Genomic DNA, 23,206 nt, shown 5'->3' on the forward strand with positions numbered 1-23,206 from the left:
TGTGGCGACTTTAGGCTTCGTTCCTTTAAAAGCTCCTGCGGGGTCTTACGTTTACCGCTCGCAGGACATGAATCTACACCGCACGAAGGAAGTGCGAAGCATTTTCAAGGAGTCGCCTCCTTCCGCTTCAATCAACGAAATTTATTATAATTCGACATTCACGCGATTATCAGGGCTTTTTTCTAAAACATGAAAGAAAGAAACCATCCCCGCCAAAATCTTGTGGGAATATTTGTAATTGATGTCCGTCATTACCGACTAATGCTTGCAAGCTTTCAGGCAATGTAAGTGGATGCGGAATAAAATCCGGATGGCGTTGCAAAAACTGTGCCACCGTTTGCTCATTCTCTTCTTTATCAACTGTACATGTACTATAAACGAGAAGCCCATCTTTTTTTACTAATTTAGAAACTTCATCTAAAATTGTTTGTTGAATAGAAGAAAGTGAATGAATATCTTCAAGTGACTTCGTATATTTTATATCCGGCTTTCGTTTTAAAACACCGAGTCCTGAACATGGGGCATCAACGAGAATACGATCAAAGCTTTCTTCCTTAAATGTTTCTCCCGCTTTTCTGCTATCCATCACAACCGATTCAATGTTTGGTAATTGAAGTCGGTTGGCATTCTCTGTAATCAACTTCACTTTATGCGGATGCAAATCAAGCGCTGTTACAAGGCCTGTTCTATTTAACATTTCCGCTATATGACCTGTTTTTCCTCCGGGTGCAGCGCAAGCGTCGAGCACATTCAGATTCTCTGTAATATCAAGCGCATATGCGACTGCCATCGAGCTTTCATCTTGAATGGAAATAAGTCCTTTTTTATAGACGTCTGAGTGGACGAGATTGCCTTGAAGAACTTTGATTCCGACTGGAATGATGTTGCTAGGCTGAACGGAATATCCTTCCTCAGTTAGTGCAGATACGACTTCCTCTCTCGAAGCAAGCGTCGTATTTACCCGAGCTGTTTGGACAGGGGCGAGTAAATTTTCTTCACACATCGCTTTTGTTTTTTCAAAGCCGAATTGCTCCACCCAGCGCTTAACAAGCCATAACGGATGACTCGTTTCGATTGATAATCTTTCAACTGGATCTTTAATTTCATTTAGACTAGGTAATCCTTGTCTTTGAACGGAACGTAAAATCCCATTTACAAGTGATGCAATCCCTTTATGACCTTTTCTCTTCCCAATTTCGACCGCTTCGAAGATAATCGCGCGATCAGGAATTTTATCTAAATAAACCATTTGATACAGTGAGAGTCTTAATAAAATCAATACCCATGCTTCAAGTTTCTTTTTTATAAAAGGACTTAAATAAAAATCTAACGTCATTTTCCGTTGAATTGTACCGTAGACCATTTCTGTTAGCAGTCCAACATCAGGACCAGTCATCTTATTTTTTGTAATGACTTGGTTCAAAAGAAGATTGCTATATGACTGATGTTTCTCGATTGCTTCCAGCACTTCTAGTGCCACTTCACGGACATTCTTTTTATGCTTATTCATGATTTTCTCCAAACGTCATCCCTGCTTTTATGTGTGCGCCAGCCCCTCTAAGGTATTGCTCTGCGAACAGCTTTTTCTTCCCAGCCGGCTGTAATTCAGTAATTTTAATTGCGATCTCATTGCCTGTCGCAACGATGATGCCGTCCGCTTCGATTTTCACAATTGTTCCTGGAGTCGATGACTGCTGGAGTGGATATTTTTCTGCTTGCCATATTTTTACCGTTTGTCCGGCAAAAGTTGTGTATGCCACCGGCCATGGACGCAAGCCTCTAATATGATTATAAATGACTTCGCCTGTTTCCTCCCACTGAATCACTTCTTGTTCACGGGTAATATTGTATGCGAATGTCGCTTTCTCTTCATTTTGTGGCTGGGCAGTCACATTGCCTGCCAAAAGATCGGGCAATGTCGTAAGTAAAAGTTCTGCCCCTGCTTTACTTAGCTTATTATGTAATGATCCAACATCATCATCCTCGGAAATTGGTACTTCCACTTGGCTAATCATATCGCCGGCATCCAACTTTTCTACCATATACATAATTGTAATGCCTGTTTTCTCTTTTCCTTGTAATAATGCATAATGGATCGGTGCTCCTCCGCGTAGTTCCGGTAGCAATGATGCATGAACATTAATGCAGCCAAGTCGCGGCGATTCCAATAGCTCTTTCGGTAAAATTTGCCCGTATGCTGCTGTAATAATTAAGTCCGGTGATAGATCAATAATTTTTTGTAATTCTTCTTGCTTGCGAATTTTTTCCGGTTGCAAAACAGGTATTTGATGGCGTTCTGCCTCCACTTTTACCGGGGGTGGTGTTAATACTCGTTTTCTGCCAACGGGTCGATCTGGCTGCGTAACGACAGCAAGAATGTCATAGCCTGCTTCGACAAGACTGTTTAAGACGGGTACTGAAAAGTCAGGCGTACCCATAAAAACGATTTTCGTCATGCTTCTTCCCTCCCAAAAACTTCTTCTTCATCGACATATTCAATAATTTTTGATGTAAAAAGCACACCAGCTAAATGATCAAGTTCATGTTGAATCGCACGTGAAAGAAAGCCCTCCGCTTCCAATTTGAAGGGCTCGCCAAATCGGTTTTGAGCTGTAACTTCAATTGTATAGGAACGCGCAACCGTTCCGTATAGTTCTGGAAAGCTCAAGCAGCCTTCAACATCTATTTCTTCCCCCTTTTTCTCAACAATTTCAGGGTTAATAAGTTCAATCATTTCATTCTCATCAATTTCCACGACAGCAATTTGCTGACGAATGCCGATTTGCGGTGCCGCTAGCCCTACCCCATCCGCATCGATCATTGTATCGATCATATTATCTAATAATTGTCCGAGCTCTTGATTAAACTCCGTCACTCGTTCACATTTTTCCTCTAAAATCGCAGCTGGATATTGCACGATAGGGAGAATTGCCATTTATCTTCACTCATTTCCTTCGGTTACATCATCATATAAGGATTCACATCAATCGATATCGTTAATCCTTCTTTTACATATTGTTGTTGATAATGTTCGATTACTTTTTTTAATGCATGATTTAGTTGTGGTTCATGTTTGTATTTTATCAAACATTGATATCGATATCTATTATTAATCCGTGCGATCGGTGAAGCGACAGGTCCTAATAAAATCGCGCTTTCCGAAATAAACGATGAAATGTATTTTGCAATTTTTTCTGTCGCCGAAAAAGCGTGCATGACATTTTCGTGGCTAATTGTAATCATTGTGATGTAATAAAACGGCGGGTAAGAACCGATTTTTCTCATCATCATTTCCTGCTGATAAAATCGATCATAATCCTGCATGCCTGCGGTTTGAATACTGTAATGTTCTGGTGTATACGTTTGGATAACAACCTCGCCCGATAATTCATGCCTGCCTGCACGACCGCTCACTTGGGTAAGTAATTGGAATGTTTTTTCACTTGCACGAAAATCAGGCAAATGTAGCATTGTATCAGCACTTAAGATGCCGACGAGGGTGACGTTGGGAAAATCCAAGCCTTTGGCAATCATTTGCGTACCTAGTAAAATATCCGCCTGTCCGGATTTAAAATGATTTAGTAATTTCTCATGTGCCCCTTTGCGGCTTGTCGTATCAACATCCATCCGGACGATTCGCACTTCTGGCAAAAGCTTTAATAATTCTTCCTCAACCTTCTGTGTACCTGTCCCAAAATAGCGAATATGCGTGCTTGAGCAATCAGGACATGTTTGCGGGACATTCGTATCGTAACCACAATAATGGCACTTCATTTCTTTTGAATAGCGATGGTATGTTAATGAAATATCACAATTTGGACATTGCATTACAAATCCACAATCCCTGCACATCATAAAAGAGGAGTGTCCACGTCGATTTAAAAATAAAATCGTTTGTTCCTTCTTTTCGAGATTACTGACAATTTTTTCGAATAATAGTTTCGAAAACATCGAGCGATTGCCATTGCGCATTTCTTCACGCATATCAACAATAGATACAGGTGGCAGTCCTTTATTATTCATCCGTTTAGACAAGGTTAATAATTCATAAACCCCTTTTTTAGCACGGGCAAATGATTCAAGTGATGGTGTCGCACTGCCAAGAATCACAGGACAGCGATGGTGCATCGCCCGTTGAATGGCTACGTCACGTGCGTGATACCTTGGTGCTTCTTCTTGCTTATAGCTTGTTTCATGCTCCTCATCAATAATAATAATGCCGATATTTTCAAAGGGAGCAAAAATAGCTGACCGTGCGCCAACGACGACCTTCGCTTCCTTCCTTTGAATTTTTCTCCATTCATCGTATTTTTCGCCGTTAGAAAGCCCGCTGTGTAAAACAGCTACATCATTGCCAAATCTACTTTTAAATCGTTCAACCATTTGCGGTGTTAACGCGATTTCCGGAACAAGAACAATCGCTTCCTGCCCTTTTCTTAACACTTCTTGTATCGACTGAAGGTAAATTTCGGTTTTTCCACTTCCAGTCACACCATATAAAAGAAAAGTTTTTTGAATGTTTTCGGCAAGTGTTTGAAAAATCGGTTGAATCGCAGCTGCCTGTTCTTCTGTTAATGGTAAAGGCTTAGTTGCCGTAAAATCCCGATGCCCATACGGATCTCTATACACTTCCTCATGGATTTCAGAAAAAACGCCTTTTTCGATTAACGCTTTCACCGTTGCTGACGAAGTGTTTGTCATTTTTTCGAGTGCATTTGCCTCGTATTTCGAAGAGGGAGTATCGACGATATGATCAAGAACTCGTCTTTGTGCCGCTGCCCGTCCATCGAGAGATTCTATGAAACTGCGGATTTCATTTTGATCCATTATCGGAATAAGCATGCGGACCATTTTCTTATTCGTTCTATTTTTTACTTCATAAATGAGCTCGACGTTTCCTGTTTTTATTTCTTCATGAAACGTTCGTAATAGATCTCGTTCTTCCGCTTCCTTCCACGAAACCTCCATGCGATCTTGAAATAGCTGATTAAGAAATGGATGATCCTTCGTATCGATTCGGAGAAATTTTTTTTCATATTTCGCCTTCATTGCCGCCGGAAGCATCGCATGAAAGGAAGATATTTTAAATGATAATGTTTCAGCCGCTAGCCAATGTCCAAGCTCTAGTAATTCTTTATTTAAAACAGGTGTTAAATCGAGCGGCTCTTTCAATTCTTTGAGCTGCTTAAACTCTGATTGATCTTTTAGCCCTGTCACAAAGCCTTGGATCGTACGTGGCCCAAATGGTACAGCGACCCGCATCCCCGGCTCAATCATTCCAAGCCATTTATGCGGAATGTGATAATCAAATTCACGATCCGTACCTAGGGCAGGAACGTCGACAATAACCGTTGCAATGTTCATATTTGCTGATCAGCTCCAAGCTTCCTCACAACTTCCATTAATATTTCTTTTGCTGTTTCATGTTTGCTTAAAAGCGGAAGCTCCTTTATCGTATCGTCTTTATGAAAAATCGTAACGATATTCGTATCACCTGCAAAGCCGGCTCCTTTCGCTGTCACATCATTGGCAACGATCATGTCGGCATTTTTTCGTTTTAGTTTATCGCGGGCATACGTGGCAAGGTCATTTGTTTCAGCCGCAAAGCCAACGAGAAATTGCTGATCTTTTAGCTGGCCTAATTCTTGCAAAATATCTTTCGTTCTTTCTAGTTCAATCACTAAATTTCCCTTTTGCTTTTTGATTTTCTCATTTGAAACGAGCTTCGGGCGGTAATCGGCGACTGCGGCCGTTTTAATGACGATATTAGCCTCTTGAAAATGAGCCATTACCGCCTCGTACATATCCGCAGCACTCTCTACCTTTACTAACCTTACATTTGCAGGGACAGGTAGATGACCGGCACCAGATATTAAAATAACGTTTGCTCCCATTGAGGCTGCTGTTTCTGCTAGTGCATAGCCCATTTTCCCCGTCGAGCGATTCGTCAAATAGCGAACAGGATCGATTTTTTCCTTCGTCGGTCCCGCTGTAACTAATACCGTTCTCCCGCGCAATGGTTTGTCTTGTGCGAAAAAGGCTTGAACAGTCTCAACGATGATTTCTGGCTCTTCCAACCTGCCTTTTCCGACATAGCCACACGCTAAATAGCCTTCACCTGGTTCGATGAACCGACAGCCATACTCATAGAGTGTAGCAATGTTTTTCTTAACCGCCGGATGATCATACATATGGACATTCATTGCTGGAGCCACCCATACAGGAGCGGTCGTTGCTAGCAATGTCGTCGTAATCATATCATCCGCAATTCCGTTTGCTAATTTGCCAATTGTGTTAGCAGTAGCAGGGGCAACGAGAATCAAATCTGCCCAGTCCGCTAAATCAATATGGGCGATCACTGATGGATCTTTCTCATCAAATGTATCCGTATAAACTTCATTCCGTGACAAAGCTTGAAAGCTAAGTGGTGTGACGAATTTTGTTGCTGAATCACTCATCATCACTTTCACTTGAAAACCTGCTTGAACGAGCTTGCTCGTCAAAGCAACCGCTTTATAAACAGCGACACCACCGGTGACACATAAAAGTATGTTTTTCGCTTTTCCCATCTTCATCCCTCATCTTTACAATTCATTAGTATTATTATGCCCGCCAATTAAAAGAAAAGGCAACCTATTTACGTAGGTCGCCTCCCAATCAATCTTCATCGTCTGTCTTTTTAATTTTTATTACACCGTTATAAATTTCTTCAAGCGATTTGCCAACATATTTATGTGATAAGTATTTTTCCATTTTTGGATCTTCATCTTCTTGAAACTGACGCGCTCTTCTTGCTGCAATCGTTACAAGTGAGTATTTCGAATCAATCACATTTAATAATTTATCAATTGATGGGTATAACATATTATTTAACCTCCAACATCCGAATATATTTTTCTGCCACTCGTTCACTGCGGCAATGTTCTGCTTGGACAATCGCGTTAATTCGATCAACCGCATGCTCCACATTATCATTTTCCACAATATAATCGTATAAGCTCATGAGCTCAATTTCTTTTCTCGCCGCATCCATGCGGTTATGAATGAGTTCAACCGATTCGGTACCGCGCCCGACGATTCTGCTTTCTAGCTCATCTAAGCTCGGCGGCATAAGGAAAATAAATAGTCCGTCTGGAAACTTCTCGCGCACTTGTTTTGCACCTTGAACTTCAATTTCTAGAAAAACATCTTTCCCTCTATTCAATGTCTCTTTTACATAATTGACAGGTGTGCCGTAATAATTACCTACATATTGCGCATATTCAAGAAGCATACCTTCTGATATTAACTGCTCAAACTCCTCACGGCTTTTAAAAAAATAATCAACACCATCCACTTCGCCTTCACGAGGCTGTCTCGTCGTCATCGAAATCGAGTATTCGAACTTTGCGTCTGGCCGAGAAAAAACGGCTTTTCTCACCGTCCCTTTACCTACTCCGGAAGGTCCGGAAAGTACAATTAATAAACCTTTTTCTTTCATAATGACTCGTTCCTACCCTTCTTCATTGTCATCCTTCCCATTTAACCGCTGTGCAACTGTTTCGGGCTGAACGGCTGAAAGGATCACATGCTCACTATCCATAATAATGACGGCTCTTGTTCTTCTTCCATATGTAGCATCTATTAAAGTGGCACGATCACGTGCATCTTGAATGATTCGCTTAATTGGCGCCGACTCTGGACTGACAATTGAAATAATCCGATTGGCGGAAACGATATTTCCAAAACCAATATTTAAAAGCTGAATAGCCATGTTGTTCCTCCAGTCCACTAACGTTTATTGTAGCCTTTTTCCACATATTTTAACATCGATTTACATAGGACGTTTCCAAATTTACGATATGTATTAAAAAAAGGTAATAGATGATCATCTATTACCTTGAAATTATAACATAATTTATTGTTTTTTTCTTATAAAAAACGAACCTGCTAGTAAAAAAGTTGGTAATGCACTCATTCCACAGATGAGGAGCCAATCATGTAAAGCGACCGGACTCGTATGGAAAATTGGCTGAAGTACCGGAATATAAATGACGGCAATTAATAATGCGATCGATGAAATAACCGCTAACACTAAATATTTATTTCCAAAAGGATTTCTAGAAAAAATTGATACTTCACTTCGGCAATCGAACACGTGAATGAGTTGGGCCAACACAAGTGTCGCAAAGGCAATTGTTTGTGCATAGGCTAAATCATTTGGATTGCGATGATAGATGAAAATAAATGCAATTAGTGTGGCGAGCCCGATTAAAAAGCCACGAGATACAATCTTCCAACCTAAATTTCTCGCAAACACACTTTCTTTCGGGTGACGCGGTTTTCGCTTCATCACATTTTCCTCTGGTTGATCAAGACCTAATGCCATTGCCGGCAATCCATCCGTCACTAAATTGACCCAAAGAATTTGAATCGGGACGAGCGGAAGCGGTAAAGACATGAGCATGGCAAAAAGCATGACGAGAATTTCACCTACGTTTGAGGCGAGTAAATATCGGATAAACTTTCGAATATTTTCATAAATATTGCGCCCCTCTTTAATCGCCGCTTTAATCGTTGCAAAATTATCATCAAGTAAAATGAGAGAAGACGCTTCTTTGGCGACATCAGTTCCTGTTATTCCCATTGCAATACCAATATCTGCCGCCTTAATCGCTGGTGCGTCATTAATTCCGTCACCTGTCATTGCGACGATATGCCCCCGGTTTTGTAAAGCAGTCACGATTTTCAATTTATGTTCCGGTGTGACGCGGGCAAATACGGAAATTCGTTCAACAACATCTTCCAACTCTTCCACAGATAATTCGTTCAATTGTTTTCCGTCCATTGCTTCATCGTTTGGTTGTAAAATACCAAGCTGTTTAGCAATTGCACATGCGGTCGCCGCGTGATCACCTGTAATCATAATTGTTTTGATTCCAGCTTCCTTACATTCAGCGACAGCCGCTTTCACTTCTGGACGAGGGGGATCGATCATCCCTTGGAGACCGATAAATGTCAGCCCTTTTTCAACCTCCTCCTCCTTTGAAGGATGAAAGGAAGATTGAATCGGCTTATAGGCGATCGCAATCGTCCTTAAGGCCGCACCAGCAAGTTCATTTACGGCTTTGTTCACCTCTTTTGCATAATTGGTATCCAATAAACATTGTTTGCCCTTCCATAATATCGATTCACTTTTTCCGATTAAAACGTCTGGCGCCCCTTTTGTAACGACGAATCGCTTGCCTTGATGATCCCTCACGATTACACTCATCATTTTTCGAGTAGAATCAAATGGGAATTCCTTTTCAATCGTATATTGGGCTCGTAACCCTTCTTGGTGAATGCCTGCTTGATACGCTGCCATTAGCAATGCACCTTCTGTTGGATCTCCATCAACTACTGGTTCGTTATCACGTATTACTAAGTTGGAATGATTGCAAAGAACACCAAAAGTAAGCAATTGTTGCACTTCATTCACATTCCAATCATCTTGCTCTTCTGTTGGATCTCCGTCAATTTCCCACGTTTTACCGCCACTCCACATATGCGTGACCGTCATTTTGTTTTGGGTCATCGTACCGGTTTTATCCGAACAAATGACTGATGCACATCCTAATGTTTCAACGGCAGGCAATTTACGGACAATCGCATTTTTTCTGATCATGCGCTGTACACCAAGTGATAAAGCGACAGTGACGATTGCTGGAAGACCTTCTGGAATGGCAGCAACCGCTAAAGAAACACCTGCAAGGAACATCGTATACGCATCGTGGCCGTGAACAATACCAGCGACGACGACGAGCAATGTTAATAATAAGGCAACGGTAATGAGTATTTTCCCAAGCTGTTCCAGACGTCGTTGCAACGGTGTAACGAGCGCTTCAACTGATTGAATCATATCGGCAATTTTCCCCATTGCCGTTTTCATTCCTGTGGCTGTAACAATCCCTATCCCATTTCCGCGTGTGACCATCGTCCCCATAAAGGCCATGTTATGCAAATCACCAAGCGTCGGCTGAGAATCTTCAATCGATTCCGCTGTTTTAGTTGTCGGGATCGATTCGCCCGTTAAAGCAGACTCTTCAATTTCCAAATTATTAGCAATCACAATCCTTACATCGGCACCAATCATATCCCCACTCGAAAACTTAATAACATCACCGGGCACAACATTACGTGAATTCACTTTCTCCCATTTGCCATCACGCAATAATAACACTTGTGGTGCGGATAAATTTTTAAGCGCTTGAAGGGATTTTTCAGCTTTTCGTTCTTGAAAAAAACCGAGAACTCCATTTATTAATACAATCGCCATGATCGCAATCGCATCGATATATTCCCCTAATAAGCCCGATATTAATGTTGCGCCAAGCAACACAAGCACCATAAAATCCTTAAACTGATTAAAAAATAAAAGGATGGCCGATTGCTTCTCTCCTTCTGTTAGCTCATTCCAGCTATACTTTTTCCGCCTATGTTCAACGACTTTGCTAGATAGACCTGTTTGTACACTTGTATGGAGTGCTTGTTCAATTTCATCCCGCTTCATTTCATGGAACTTCATTCAGGCTTCACCCTCTTTAATGATATACGACCAAACTTGTCCCTTATAATAGGAATCATATTCAGTGTTTGTCCGATTCATGATATAATTTTCAACAATACATAAAGATGATGTTCAAAAAGACCGGTAAAAATGACACATCGAATTTTTTCGACGGCGAAAGGGAAACTTCCGTGTTGCCCACATCCTGTGGGCAACACGGAAGTCAATACATCCTGCACAAGCCCGCTCCTTGGAAAAGAAAATCACTTTTCCTGCGTGCAAGAACGTTTGCTAACGTATTAAAAAGCATACGCTCCGATGCTCAAAGCGGCGCCACCTCGAACTTCTTGGTCCTTTTTATCCTCCTTTTTGAACACTCACATAAAAGAAGCAAAGGATGTTCAATATGTCATTTGATGGATTTTTTACACGCGCGATGACGAAGGAATTAGAGAAAACCGTATTAGGAGGAAAAATTGGGAGAATTTATCAGCCTTTTAAAAATGAATTGATCCTTTCGATACGGGCTAATCGAAAAAATGTGAAGTTGCTTATTTCTGCACATCCCTCCTATGCAAGGGTTCAGTTAACAAAGGAAGAAATGGAAAATCCGAATGAACCACCGATGTTTTGTATGTTGCTTCGGAAGCATTTAGAAGGAGCGATGATTGAGGAAATCCACCAGCCTAATATGGAACGAATGATTATTTTTGATGTAAAGGGCAGAGATGAATTAGGCGATATTACGTATAAACAGCTAATCGTAGAAATTATGGGAAGACATAGCAATATTATTCTCGTTGACAAAGAGAAAAACGTAATCATCGATAGTATTAAGCATGTATCAGCAGCGATTAATCGTTATCGTACTGTATTGCCAGGATCTTCCTATGTTTCACCGCCGCCACTTGAAAAAATTAACCCGCTTAGCGCAACAAATGAAGATGTACTAAGGTCACTTGATTTTAATGCTGGGAAATTAGATAAACAATTGGTCGCTCGTTTTGCAGGAATGTCACCGCTTCTTGCAAAAGAAATTCTTTTTCACGCTGGACTTACTAATCGAGAAACTGTGCCAACCGCATTTTCAAATTTAATGGAAACTTTACGTAACCATGACTATAAACCAACGATGACAACCGTTTCAAATAAAGAATTTTTTTATATTATTCCGCTTACTCACCTTGACGGAGAATATCAGCATTTCACATCATTAAGCGAAATGCTTGATCGCTTCTATTTTGGCAAAGCGAGCCGCGACAGAGTAAAGCAGCAAGCAGCCGATCTTGAACGATTCATGAAAAATGAAAAAGATAAAAATGAATTAAAGCTGAAAAAATTGGAAAAGACGTTGTTGAAAGCGGAAAATGCCCATGAATATCAGCTGCTTGGTGAGCTGCTGACAGCAAATATGCATGCTGTAAAAAAAGGGATGGAAGTAATTTCAGTTACTAATTATTATGATGAAGCCGGAGAGCAAGTTGCCATCAAGCTTGATCCACGAAAGAACCCTGCGGAAAATGCCCAAAGCTATTTTTCAAAATACCAAAAAGCAAAAAATGCAGTTATTTTCGTTAAAGAGCAAATGGATAAGACGAGAGAGGAAATCAATTATTTCGATGGGCTCTTACAGCAAATCGCTTCAGCCTCTCCAAAGGATATTGAAGAGATTCGTGAAGAATTAGCAGAAGGTGGATATATGCGCTTGCGACAAAAGAAAGGGAAAAGGAAAAACCCGAACAGCAAGCCAATCATTGAATCGTATATGTCTGCTGATCAAACGGAAATTCTCGTCGGAAAAAACAATAAACAAAACGATTATTTGACGAGTAAATTGGCACATCGCGATGAGATATGGTTGCATTCGAAAGATATCCCAGGCTCACATGTCGTGATCCGAAGTAAAGAGCCTTCAGAAGAAACACTGCTTGCAGCCGCAAATCTTGCCGCCTATTTTAGTAAAGCGAAAAATTCATCCGCTGTCCCGGTCGATTATACGAAAATTAGGCATGTAAAAAAGCCAAATGGTTCCAAACCTGGTTTCGTCATTTACGATAACCAACAAACGATTTATGTTACACCTGATGAAGATTTGGTTATGTCAATGAAGATGCAGAAATAATCAGCTGAAAGAAAAAAAGAAGTGATTACTGTCTATTAGATGCTTCCTTCTGATCTAATTAAGTACCCTTTAAGAAACATTATGGTAGACCTAACTCTATTACCTAAAAAACGGTCTTTCAAAATCACTTTTGAAAGACCGTTTTTTAATTTTCACTTGGGATTTCTCTTTCAGAATCGTATACATTTTTTAAGCATGAGTTTTTACATTTCAACAATTCATTTATTTTTTAAACGCCTCATCAATTAAGGGATTTCCTTCTTGATCGACCATTACTGTAGTCCTCCTCCTGCACCTGTATGATTTTGCATATACAGGACCCCTGTTACATTGTCACGGATAATTCTAAAGAGTTCCAGTTTTCCCTGCGTATAGATGATTTCAAACCGTTTTTCACTCATACCATCCACTCCTCTTCTGTTCATTCCGTGTTTTCAATACAAGTAATCGGATTTTCCCCACGAATATTATCGGTTCAAGTAAGGGTTTCTAACGAAGGAGTGACAATCATTTTTGTTTCCCCCTTCCGTTTATATTTTTACTATACGGCGCCACATATTCTAAATCCAGTCACCGGGGTTGAAAATTTCAAAAAGCCAAACATCCCTTTACTGATAGCAAACTCTGAAGAAATAGGCTTTCTTATTCGAGAAGATCTATAAAAAATAGAAAACCTCCCAGCTAAAATCATCTGAATAGCTGCGAGGTTCACATTCTACTTAATTAACAATATTTTCAGCTTTCCCATTTATAAAGCATTGCACATTTTTCACTGCAATTTCCATCAAACGTCCGCGGGCTTCTTTTGTTGCCCATGCAATATGTGGAGTGATGACGCAATTACGTGCAGATAGAAGCGGATTGTCTGGAGTTGGTGGCTCCGTAGATAAAACATCTAATGCGGCTCCAGCAATCGTCCCTTCATTCAATGCATCCGCCAATGCTTGATCTTCAATAAGCTGCCCTCTAGACGTGTTAATTAAAATCGCGGATGGCTTCATAAGGGCTATTCGTTCAGCATTCAGCATTCTTTCTGTTGAAGGCGTCATTGGACAGTGCAGACTTACAACATCAGATCTTTCTAGCAGTTCATTAAGCTCTACCCACTCAACCCCAGCTATTTCTGGTGGAGTACGGCGACCACTCCCAACCGCCAATACATGCATTCCAAATGCTTGGGCAATTTGCGCTGTTTGACGACCAATTCTCCCTAATCCAATTAAACCGATTGTTTTATTAGCAAGCTCGATTAGTGGAGCACGAGTAAAAGAAAAATCGACACTCCGAGTCCATTCCCCTTCAAATACAGCATCACTATGGCGCTGTACACGGTGGCATAGTTCCATTAGTAGAGCAAATACAAATTGAGCGACTGAATGCGTACTATATGTTGGAACATTTGCAACAGCAATTCCCTGATTTTTCGCTGCCTCTGTATCCACGATATTATAACCAGTAGCAAGCACACCAATATATTGTAGTTTTGGCAATTGTGCTAAAGTCTCGCTAGTCATGGGTGTTTTATTCGTCAATACAATTTGCGCATCAATAGATCTCGGTACGATCTCATCTGCGTGCGTCCGATCATAAATCGTTACTTTCCCCAATTTTTCTAATCCCGCCCAATCTAAATCTCCCGGATTTAATGTATACCCATCTAATACAACGATGTTTAACATTTCTTCTCCCCCCCTATATGTATTACGCTTTTCTGCTGTCCATTCTAAAGTATACAATTTAGCACTAGAAGTCCACCGATTGTATTTTCAAGAAAACTTTAGGCCTTATGATTGTGTCTTTTTTAAACCATGCAGAAAAGCCGGGCGAAAATCATGCCCGGTCCGTTCTTTTAGCTAGTAACATCCGCTAGCCTATATTCCCTGTCCTGTGCAACATCATATGGAATTTCACCCATCGCTTCAGACAATCCGAAAAATTAGGAAGCCATACCGTTTCATTTCATCCACGATTCCGGATCTTGCCGCCAGTTTTCGAGCTCAGCTTCGTCTTTTTCTTCAATCAAGCCTTTATGTAAAGCGGTTTGAATCAAACTTGAATAACCAGTTAATGAATAAGCTTTTAAGTTAGCATTTTCTAACCGCTCTTTTCCTTTCTCCAGCTCATAAGAGAAAATAGAAACGATCCCAAGTACATCACAGCCAGCCGCCCGGAGAGCTTCGGCCGCTGTGATCGCACTCCCACCTGTTGAAATGAGATCTTCGACGACGACAATTTTTTGACCGCTGACAATTTTCCCTTCAATTTGATTACCTTTCCCATGGCTTTTCGCTGATGAACGAACATAACACATTGGAAGTTCAAGTAGATCACTCACCCAAGCGGCATGTGGGATTCCAGCTGTTGCTGTTCCCGCAATCACTTCCGCCTCAGGGAATGTTTTTTCTATCATTTGTGCCAATCCTGCGGCAATTTCTTTTCGCACATTTGGATAGGATAGCGTCAAACGGTTATCACAATAAATTGGAGATTTGATCCCTGAAGACCATGTAAATGGATCATTCGGGCGTAAAAAAACAGCTTCGATGTCTAATAATTGCTCAGCAATTTTTGTTTGAGTTTCGCTCATTTTTCCAACTCCCATTCTAATTTAGCTTTCTTGTATGCTGCATATGGATCTTCCGCCCCTGTTATTGAACGGCCGATGACGATAAGAGAAGATCCAATTTTTCGCGCTTCACTCGGTGTAACAATTCGCTTCTGATCATGGACGGTGTCCCCTTGCATGCGAATTCCCGGTGTTACTCGTAAAAATTGATTGCTAGTTGTATCGCGAATTTCCTTCGCCTCTAGTGCAGAACAAACGACCCCATCCAATCCTGCTTCATAGGCGAGTGTTGCATAATGAAGAACAGAGTCCTTTAACGGTCGTTCAATCAGTTGCTCTTTTTGCATCTGTTCCTCACTCGTACTTGTCAATTGGGTCACTGCGATTAATTGCGGCCTCGTTTGTCCATTTCCCGTTCCTTCTTCAAGCCCTTTTAATCCCATCTCCATCATTTTTCGTCCGCCAGCCGCATGGACATTAACGATATCTACCCCTAAGCCCGCAATTACTTTCATTGCGCTATATACGGTATTCGGAATATCATGTAATTTCAAATCGAGAAAGATGCGATGACCTTGCTCCTTTAATGCTGTAAGCAATGCAGGTCCTTCGCGATAATAAAGCTCCATTCCAACTTTTACAAACAGCCTTTCTCCTTTATAATGTTGTAAAAATTGATCGGTTTTTTCTTTGTTTGGAAAATCGAGCGCAATAATCGGTCTTTGCTCCACCTTATTTCCAGCTCCTTCCCGTCAACTCCGAAATATGCGATACATTCAATTCATCGAGCTTGATAGGCAATTCCTCGATTAATCGCGGGCAAATAAATGGATCGGTAAAATTTAAAGTACCGATCGCCACAGCACTTGCTCCTGCATAAAAATATTCAATAACATCGTCGGCAGATTCGATCCCACCCATCCCGATAATCGGAATGTTGACACGTTGACTGACCTCATAAATCATTCGAATGGCGACTGGCTTTATTGCTGGTCCAGATAGACCGCCACTTCGATTCGCTAAAATCGGTTTAGCGTTTTTCGTATCAATCCGCATTCCGATCAATGTATTAATCATCGTTAAACCGTCGGCGCCAGCCGCTTCAATTGCCTGAGCCATGCCAACAATATCGGCTACATTTGGGGATAATTTTACGTAAACCGGCACGTTTGAAACGTCCTTTACTCGTTTCGTGAGCTCGGCAGCGACCTCAGGAATCGTCCCAAAAGCAATCCCACCTGTTTTCACATTCGGGCAAGAAATATTTAACTCCAATGCTTTTACGTTCGGAGCACGGGAAATTTGCTTGGCAACTTCGACGTAATCTTCTGTTTCGGAACCAGCAACATTTGCAATAATCGGAACGTCAAATTGTTCCAACCAAGGGAGCTCATTTGCAAGTACCCCCTCTAAGCCTGGGTTTTGTAAACCAATCGCATTCAACATCCCTGCGGCTGTCTCAGCAACCCTTGGTGTTGGATTTCCGAAACGTGCTTCCAATGTCGTCGCCTTAATCATAATCGCTCCAAGCACATTTAAATCATAAAGCTGACTAAATTCTTTTCCGAATCCAAAACAGCCTGAGGCAGGCATTACCGGATTTTTCAATGATAATCCTGGTAATTCAACGTGTAGACGATCCATTTACAACACCACCTTTCCAATTGGGAAAACCGGACCGTCACTACATACTTTGACATAGTCTGTTTGTTCCCCATCGTGCACATGACAAACACAGGCGAAGCAAGCTCCAATTCCGCAGCCCATTCGCTGTTCAAGTGATAAAAACCCCTTTTTAGAAGGGTAACGCTGCTCTAATGCTTTCAGCATTGGAGTTGGTCCGCATGAAAATAGTAGGTCAAACTCCAGTTGTTGCTCATCGATCACATGTGTGACAAATCCTTTTGTCCCTAATGTCCCGTCTACGGTTGCAACAAAAGTAGCCCCTAATTCCGAGAATTTTTCCATATAAAATGCTTTTTCAACTGATTCAAATCCTAGCACATGAATCGTTTGTACGCCGTTTGCATTCAATTGTTTTGCAAGCTCATAGAGCGGGGGGACGCCAATTCCCCCACCAACGAGCAGTGCTGTCTCTTGTTGCTTTGCCTCTTTAAGCGGAAATCCATTTCCTAATGGACCGAGCACATCGACGAGTTGTCCTTCTATTCCCGTCGCAAGCAGTTTCGTTCCTTTTCCTTCAGCGCGATAAATGATTGTAAAACGGTTTTTTTCCTTGTCGATCGAAGCAATGCTAATCGGTCTTCTTAAAAGCGGATCTAGCCCTTGATTCGTCCGGATATGAACAAATTGCCCCGGCACATTCATTTCCTGAACGAGCTTACCTTCTAATGTTAGTTCATAGATGTCTTGTGCTAGTTCTTGCTGGGAAACAATGGTTACCTCTTCTTGCCGAATCATAATGTTACCGCCTTTTCATGATCGTTCATTGCTTCTGCAGAAAAGACCATCGATTCCAACACCCCTAAAATCGCCTCAGCTGTATCAAGTGATGTCAGACATGGAACACCGTTTTCAACTGATTCCCTGCGAATTCTGAAGCCATCACGCTCTGGTTGCTTACCTTTCGTTAATGTATTAATGATAAGCTGTGCTTTTCCTTGGCGAATAACATCGATTAAAGTAGGTCCATCTGCACCAATTTTACCGACTGTATCAACTTTCAAGCCTACTTCCGATAAAGCTTGCGCCGTACCGCTCGTTGCAATCACACGATATCCAATCGTAGAAAAACGCTTTGCAAGTTGTGCCGCTTCGTGTTTATCTTTATCTGCAACGGTGATGAGCACTGTTCCATAATTTTTTATTTCCATTCCGGAAGCAACGAGACCTTTATATAAAGCCTTTTCCAATGTATGGTCTTTCCCCATTACTTCACCAGTTGACTTCATTTCTGGACCAAGAGTAATGTCGACTCTTCTCAGCTTCGCAAACGAGAAGACCGGCACTTTAACATACACTCCCTTTATTTCTGGTGCAATGCCCGTTTCATAGCCAAGTTGAGGCAATGTTTCACCTAAAATCACTTTCGTTGCAACATTGGCCATTGGAATACCAGTGATTTTGCTTAAAAACGGTACCGTCCGACTTGAACGTGGATTCACTTCAATCACATAAAGTTCATTATTTGAAATAACGTATTGGATATTAAGCAAGCCAATAATTTCTAATCCTCTTGCAAGTCTGATCGTATAATCGACGATCTTTTCTTTCATTTCTTCACTAATATTTTGCGGAGGATAAACCGCGATCGAGTCACCTGAATGGACGCCTGCGCGTTCAATATGCTCCATAATTCCCGGTACTAATACATTTTCACCATCCGATATCGCGTCAACTTCAATTTCTTTTCCCGTTAAATAACGGTCGACTAAAACCGGATGCTCCGGATTAATTTTTACTGCGTTTTCCATATAGTGAAGAAGTTCTTTTTCTTCATAAACAATTTCCATCGCTCTGCCACCTAGTACATAGGATGGACGAACGAGAACAGGATAGCCGATCGTATTCGCAATTTCTACCGCACCTTCAACGGAGAAGGCGGTTTTTCCTTCTGGTTGTGGAATGTTCAAAGTAGATAAAGCTTGTTCGAATTTATCACGGTTTTCCGCTCGGTCAAGACTTTCAAGCGTTGTCCCAAGAATTTTTACTCCGCGCGCGCTTAAATCTGCTGCTAAATTAATCGCGGTTTGACCGCCGAATTGAACGACAACGCCTTCTGGCTGTTCCAAATCAATAATATGCATGACATCTTCGATTGTCAGTGGTTCAAAATAAAGTTTATCCGAGATGCTAAAATCGGTTGAAACCGTTTCTGGATTATTATTAATGATGATCGCTTCATAACCCGCTTCTTGAATCGCCCAAACACTATGAACAGTTGCATAATCAAACTCGATCCCTTGTCCAATTCGAATCGGGCCGGAGCCTAAGACGACAACGCTTTTTTTATCTGTTTGAACCGATTCATTTTCCATTTCATATGTTCCGTAGAAATATGGTGTATGTGAATCGAATTCACCTGCACATGTATCTACTTTTTTATAGACTGGAAGGAGTCCGATCGTTTTTCTCCAATCGTATACTTCCTTTTCATCGACGCCCCATAATTTAGCGATTGTTTTATCAGAGAAACCGAATTCCTTTGCCTTCTTAGCTAACTCTTGCTCATACGGCGCTGCACTTAATTCCTTTTCAAGCTTGATAATTCTTTCCATTTTATAAAGGAAGAAAAGGTTGATCTGACTCCACTCGTGAATTTCCTCAATCGTTATTCCTTGTCTTAACGCTTCACCTACATAAAAAAGTCTTTCATCCGTTGGTTTGCTTATTTCTTTTTGCAACAAAGATTTTTCAAATGGACCTTTTCCTTCAAGTTCTAAATGGAACACATCATTTTCAAGCGAGCGTATCGCTTTTAACAATGATTCTTCTAACGTTCGTCCAATCGCCATCACTTCTCCCGTAGCCTTCATCTGTGTACCGAGCAAGCGATTTGCTGATTCAAACTTATCAAACGGCCATCTTGGAATTTTCGTTACAACATAATCGATTACTGGTTCAAAGCATGCGAACGTTTGACCTGTGACAGGGTTCATGATTTCATCTAATGAATAGCCGACTGCGATTTTAGCAGCAAGCTTGGCAATCGGGAAGCCAGTTGCTTTTGATGCTAAGGCGGATGAACGGCTCACCCGTGGGTTCACTTCGATGATATAATATTGAAAGCTTTCAGGATCAAGTGCGAGCTGAACATTACAGCCGCCTTCAATGCCAAGTGCACGAATTAATTTTAAAGATGTGTTACGCAGCATTTGAATCTCTCTATCTGCAAGTGTTTGGCATGGCGCAACGACGACGGAGTCGCCCGTATGTACACCAACTGGATCAATGTTTTCCATATGACAAACGACGATCGCATTATCGTTTGAATCACGCATCACTTCATATTCGATCTCTTTGAAGCCGGCAATACTCTTCTCAAGCAAACATTGACTGACAGGGCTATTTTTCAAGCCACTGCTAACAATTTCAGTAAGCTCTTCGATGTCTTCACAAATTCCCCCGCCTGTTCCGCCTAATGTATAGGCTGGACGGACAATGACTGGAAAGCCAACGACTTCTGTAAAAGCGAGCGCTTCTTCCAACGTATGGACAATCTCACTCTCAGGCACAGGCTCACCTAGTTGATTCATAAGCTCGCGGAATTGATCACGATCTTCCGCTTGTTCAATCGCTGAAAGCTTCGTGCCCAATACTTCAACACCGCATTCTTCGAGCACACCTGCATTCGCTAATTCCATTGCCATATTTAAGCCTGTTTGTCCACCGAGTGTTGGTAAAATCGCATCCGGCTTTTCTTTGCGAATAATTCGACTTACAAATTCGAGCGTTAAAGGTTCAATATAGACCGCATCGGCGATTTCCGTATCCGTCATAATTGTTGCTGGATTGGAATTCACTAAAATCACTCTGTATCCCTCTTCTTTTAATGCAAGACATGCTTGCGTACCAGCATAATCAAATTCAGCTGCTTGACCAATCACAATCGGTCCTGATCCAATTACTAAAATACTCTCGATATCTGTTCGTTTAGCCATGTTGCTCCACCTTTCCTTTATGCTCTTTCATCATCGTCATAAACTGATCAAAAACAATTTTCCCGTCTTCTGAACCTGGTGCGGCTTCTGGATGGAATTGTACAGAAAAAGCCGGAAGTGACTGATGTGCTAGACCTTCGATCGAATCACCATTTAATGATTGGTACGTAACCGAAAGCACGTCATGATCAACTGAATGTGCCTCTACTTCATAGCCGTGGTTTTGTGAAGTAAAGATGATTTTACCTGTTTTTAAGTCTTTAACCGGATAACTTGATCCACGGTGCCCAGCCGCCATTTTAGTCGTTTTACATCCATTTGTGATTGCAAATAATTGATGACCAAGACCGATGGCGAAAAGTGGAATCTTTTCTTGAATGACTCGAATCATTTCAGTTGTTTCTTCTACATCACGAGGATTACCCGGACCATTCGATAAAAGAACACCATCAGGGCTTAATGCAAGAATGTCTTTCGCCGGTGTATTGTACGGAACGACTGTTACATCGCTGCCACGCTCCGTTAACTCTCGTAAAATTCCATGCTTGAGCCCAAAGTCGACGACGACAACATTTTTCCCGCGGCCCGGTACCGGATATGGCTTCGTTGCTGCCACTTGTTTCACTTGATCAGCTGGAAATGACACAGCTTTTAACCGTGTTAACACGACTTCATCATTTTCAGCGATACTGCATATTGCCCCTTTTAACACACCATTTTCTCGGATATGTCTCGTGAGCATGCGCGTATCGATGCCTGCAATGCCAGGAATGTTTTTCAGCTTTAAAAATTCACCGATCGTCATGTTATTTCTCCAGTTAGATGGAAATTCTGCCGCCTCCTTGACGATCACCCCTTTGATGACCGGCTGAATGCTTTCAAAATCATCACGATTGATGCCGTAATTTCCGATCAATGGATAGCTGAATGTAATTAATTGACCGTAATTAGTAGGGTCTGAAATGGCTTCTTGATACCCCGTCATACATGTATTAAAAATTACTTCACCGATCGCTTCACCTTCCCCACCAAATGCATCGCCAATTAAAACCGTTCCGTCAGACAATATAAGTTTACGTTTCATTGATATTTCGTCCCTTCCGCCCATGCTAATTTTCCGTCTACAAATGTGGCTGCTGGCCATCCCTTACATTCCCATTGAGTAAATGGAGTATTTTTTCCTTTTGAAGCAAAAGTCGTAGGGTCGATTTCCTTTTCCTTCTGTAAATCAAGCAATGTAATATCGGCACGCTTGCCTATTTCCAATGTTCCAGATTCTAGGCTAAATGTTTCAGCAGGTTTTACCGTCAACCAATCGATAAGCTGTTCGAGCGTACATACATCTTTTTCAACAAAATGCGTATATAAAAGCGGAAAGGCTGTTTCTAACCCAACTATCCCGAATGGGGCAAGCTTCATTCCTTGTGCCTTTTCCTCCTCCGTATGTGGCGCATGGTCGGTTGCGATAAAATCGATCGTTCCGTCGAGCAAGCCTTCAATCAAAGCATCAAGATCATCTCGTCCGCGTAATGGTGGGTTCATTTTAAAATTCGGATCTGCCCCTGGTATATCTTCATCACATAAAAGGAGATGATGTGGTGACACTTCAGCCGTGACACGGATGCCCGCCCGTTTCGCATCACGAACGACCCGAACAGATTCCTTCGTACTAATATGGCAAACATGATAATGACAATTGGCAGCCTCTGCTAACAATACATCTCTAGCAATATGCACCGATTCACAAATCGATGGAATTCCTGGGATTGCCGCTTTTTTAGAAAAATCCCCTTCATGGACCGCTCCGCCGTAAATCAAGGAATTATCTTCACAATGGGCAACGATCGCCATATCCAATTCAGCCGCCTTTTTCATCGCTTCATACATTGTGCCCGCTTCTTGAACCCCGACTCCATCATCAGTGAAAGCAAATGCCCCAGCTGCTTTTAATCCGGCAAAGTCAACGAGTTCCTCGCCAAGCTGACGTGTTGTAATCGAAGCGTACGGTAAAACGTTCACGACACCTCTTTCCTTCAGTTGGTCAACAAGCCACTTCATTTGCTCGGCATTGTCAGGAACTGGACGCGTGTTTGGCATCGCTGCAACCGTTGTGAAGCCGCCTTTGGCAGCGGCCATCGTTCCCGTTTCAATCGTTTCCTTCTTCTCACCGCCGGGTTCTCTTAAATGAATATGTAAATCGACAAATCCTGGTGCAATCGTTAAGCCAGTTGCATCAAATAATTGTTCTCCGTTATTTTTAAGCTCCTCACCGATTTCAACGATTGTTCCGTTGTGAATCCTTACATCAACAGTTTCTGCTACCCCAATTTTTGCCGCATTTTTAATCAACCAGTTCATTTGTCCTTCCC

The 23,206-nt window shown here is 41.6% G+C and carries 19 protein-coding genes; 1 reads left to right on the forward strand and 18 read right to left on the reverse strand.

Annotation, left to right across the window (positions count from 1 at the left end; all coding sequences use genetic code 11):
* Positions 1–169: 169 nt before the first annotated feature.
* The 9 genes from rsmB to KHA95_RS06355 all read right to left on the reverse strand — a co-directional run bounded on the left by rsmB (position 170) and on the right by KHA95_RS06355 (position 10,546).
* Positions 170–1,510 carry a 16S rRNA (cytosine(967)-C(5))-methyltransferase RsmB gene (gene rsmB / locus KHA95_RS06315; RefSeq protein ID WP_213136632.1) on the reverse strand — a complete coding sequence of 447 codons (1,341 nt, stop codon included), beginning with the start codon at positions 1,508–1,510 and terminating at the stop codon, positions 170–172.
* A complete protein-coding gene (gene fmt / locus KHA95_RS06320; protein WP_213136633.1) occupies positions 1,503–2,456 on the reverse strand; it encodes a methionyl-tRNA formyltransferase in 954 nt (317 codons plus the stop codon). The genes rsmB and fmt overlap by 8 nt, the downstream gene beginning before the upstream one ends.
* Entirely contained in the window at positions 2,453–2,935 is a 483-nt protein-coding gene (gene def / locus KHA95_RS06325; protein WP_213136634.1) for a peptide deformylase, read from the reverse strand. Before def ends, fmt begins: the two co-directional genes overlap by 4 nt.
* 23 nt (positions 2,936–2,958) lie before the next feature.
* Positions 2,959–5,364 (reverse strand): primosomal protein N', encoded by a 2,406-nt coding sequence (gene priA / locus KHA95_RS06330; RefSeq protein WP_213136635.1) that lies wholly within the window; start codon positions 5,362–5,364, stop codon positions 2,959–2,961.
* Positions 5,361–6,569, reverse strand: a complete 1,209-nt coding sequence (coaBC, locus tag KHA95_RS06335; RefSeq protein WP_213136636.1) for a bifunctional phosphopantothenoylcysteine decarboxylase/phosphopantothenate--cysteine ligase CoaBC — start codon at positions 6,567–6,569, stop codon at positions 5,361–5,363. Before coaBC ends, priA begins: the two co-directional genes overlap by 4 nt.
* An 88-nt stretch (positions 6,570–6,657) precedes the next feature.
* Positions 6,658–6,864, reverse strand: a complete 207-nt coding sequence (gene rpoZ / locus KHA95_RS06340; RefSeq protein ID WP_213136637.1) for a DNA-directed RNA polymerase subunit omega — start codon at positions 6,862–6,864, stop codon at positions 6,658–6,660.
* A 1-nt stretch (position 6,865) separates the two neighbouring features.
* Positions 6,866–7,480: a guanylate kinase gene (gene gmk, locus KHA95_RS06345; RefSeq protein ID WP_213136638.1), complete on the reverse strand. Its 615-nt coding sequence runs from the start codon at positions 7,478–7,480 to the stop codon at positions 6,866–6,868.
* Positions 7,481–7,492: 12 nt separating this feature from the next.
* Positions 7,493–7,753 carry an extracellular matrix/biofilm regulator RemA gene (gene remA, locus KHA95_RS06350; protein WP_213136639.1) on the reverse strand — a complete coding sequence of 87 codons (261 nt, stop codon included), beginning with the start codon at positions 7,751–7,753 and terminating at the stop codon, positions 7,493–7,495.
* A 144-nt stretch (positions 7,754–7,897) separates the two neighbouring features.
* Positions 7,898–10,546: a calcium-translocating P-type ATPase, SERCA-type gene (locus KHA95_RS06355; protein ID WP_213136640.1), complete on the reverse strand. Its 2,649-nt coding sequence runs from the start codon at positions 10,544–10,546 to the stop codon at positions 7,898–7,900.
* A gap of 388 nt (positions 10,547–10,934) precedes the next feature.
* Between KHA95_RS06355 and KHA95_RS06360 the strand changes: the two genes are divergently transcribed.
* Entirely contained in the window at positions 10,935–12,650 is a 1,716-nt protein-coding gene (locus KHA95_RS06360; RefSeq protein ID WP_213136641.1) for an Rqc2 family fibronectin-binding protein, read from the forward strand.
* 272 nt (positions 12,651–12,922) lie between these two features.
* Here the strand turns inward: KHA95_RS06360 and KHA95_RS22890 are convergent, their stop codons facing one another.
* The 9 genes from KHA95_RS22890 to KHA95_RS06400 form a co-directional block, all read right to left on the reverse strand.
* Positions 12,923–13,051, reverse strand: coding sequence for a DUF6440 family protein (locus KHA95_RS22890; RefSeq protein ID WP_249316614.1), 129 nt, complete (start codon positions 13,049–13,051; stop codon positions 12,923–12,925).
* Positions 13,052–13,369: 318 nt separating this feature from the next.
* The gene (locus tag KHA95_RS06365; protein ID WP_213136642.1) at positions 13,370–14,329 is read right to left on the reverse strand and encodes a D-2-hydroxyacid dehydrogenase; all 960 of its coding nucleotides are present in this window, start codon (positions 14,327–14,329) and stop codon (positions 13,370–13,372) included.
* 275 nt (positions 14,330–14,604) lie between these two features.
* Entirely contained in the window at positions 14,605–15,237 is a 633-nt protein-coding gene (gene pyrE, locus KHA95_RS06370) for an orotate phosphoribosyltransferase (RefSeq protein ID WP_213136643.1), read from the reverse strand.
* A complete protein-coding gene (gene pyrF, locus KHA95_RS06375) occupies positions 15,234–15,947 on the reverse strand; it encodes an orotidine-5'-phosphate decarboxylase (RefSeq protein WP_213136644.1) in 714 nt (237 codons plus the stop codon). Before pyrF ends, pyrE begins: the two co-directional genes overlap by 4 nt.
* Before the next feature lies 1 nt (position 15,948).
* Positions 15,949–16,860: a dihydroorotate dehydrogenase gene (locus tag KHA95_RS06380; protein ID WP_213136645.1), complete on the reverse strand. Its 912-nt coding sequence runs from the start codon at positions 16,858–16,860 to the stop codon at positions 15,949–15,951.
* Positions 16,861–17,637: a dihydroorotate dehydrogenase electron transfer subunit gene (locus KHA95_RS06385; RefSeq protein ID WP_213136646.1), complete on the reverse strand. Its 777-nt coding sequence runs from the start codon at positions 17,635–17,637 to the stop codon at positions 16,861–16,863.
* The gene (carB, locus tag KHA95_RS06390) at positions 17,634–20,837 is read right to left on the reverse strand and encodes a carbamoyl-phosphate synthase large subunit (RefSeq protein ID WP_213136647.1); all 3,204 of its coding nucleotides are present in this window, start codon (positions 20,835–20,837) and stop codon (positions 17,634–17,636) included. The genes KHA95_RS06385 and carB overlap by 4 nt, the downstream gene beginning before the upstream one ends.
* The gene (locus tag KHA95_RS06395; protein ID WP_213136648.1) at positions 20,830–21,921 is read right to left on the reverse strand and encodes a carbamoyl phosphate synthase small subunit; all 1,092 of its coding nucleotides are present in this window, start codon (positions 21,919–21,921) and stop codon (positions 20,830–20,832) included. The genes carB and KHA95_RS06395 overlap by 8 nt, the downstream gene beginning before the upstream one ends.
* Positions 21,918–23,195: a dihydroorotase gene (locus tag KHA95_RS06400; protein ID WP_213136649.1), complete on the reverse strand. Its 1,278-nt coding sequence runs from the start codon at positions 23,193–23,195 to the stop codon at positions 21,918–21,920. The genes KHA95_RS06395 and KHA95_RS06400 overlap by 4 nt, the downstream gene beginning before the upstream one ends.
* Positions 23,196–23,206: the final 11 nt, after the last annotated feature.

This window comes from Bacillus sp. FJAT-50079 (assembly GCF_018343515.1).
Lineage (GTDB): Bacteria > Bacillota > Bacilli > Bacillales > Bacillaceae_C > Lederbergia.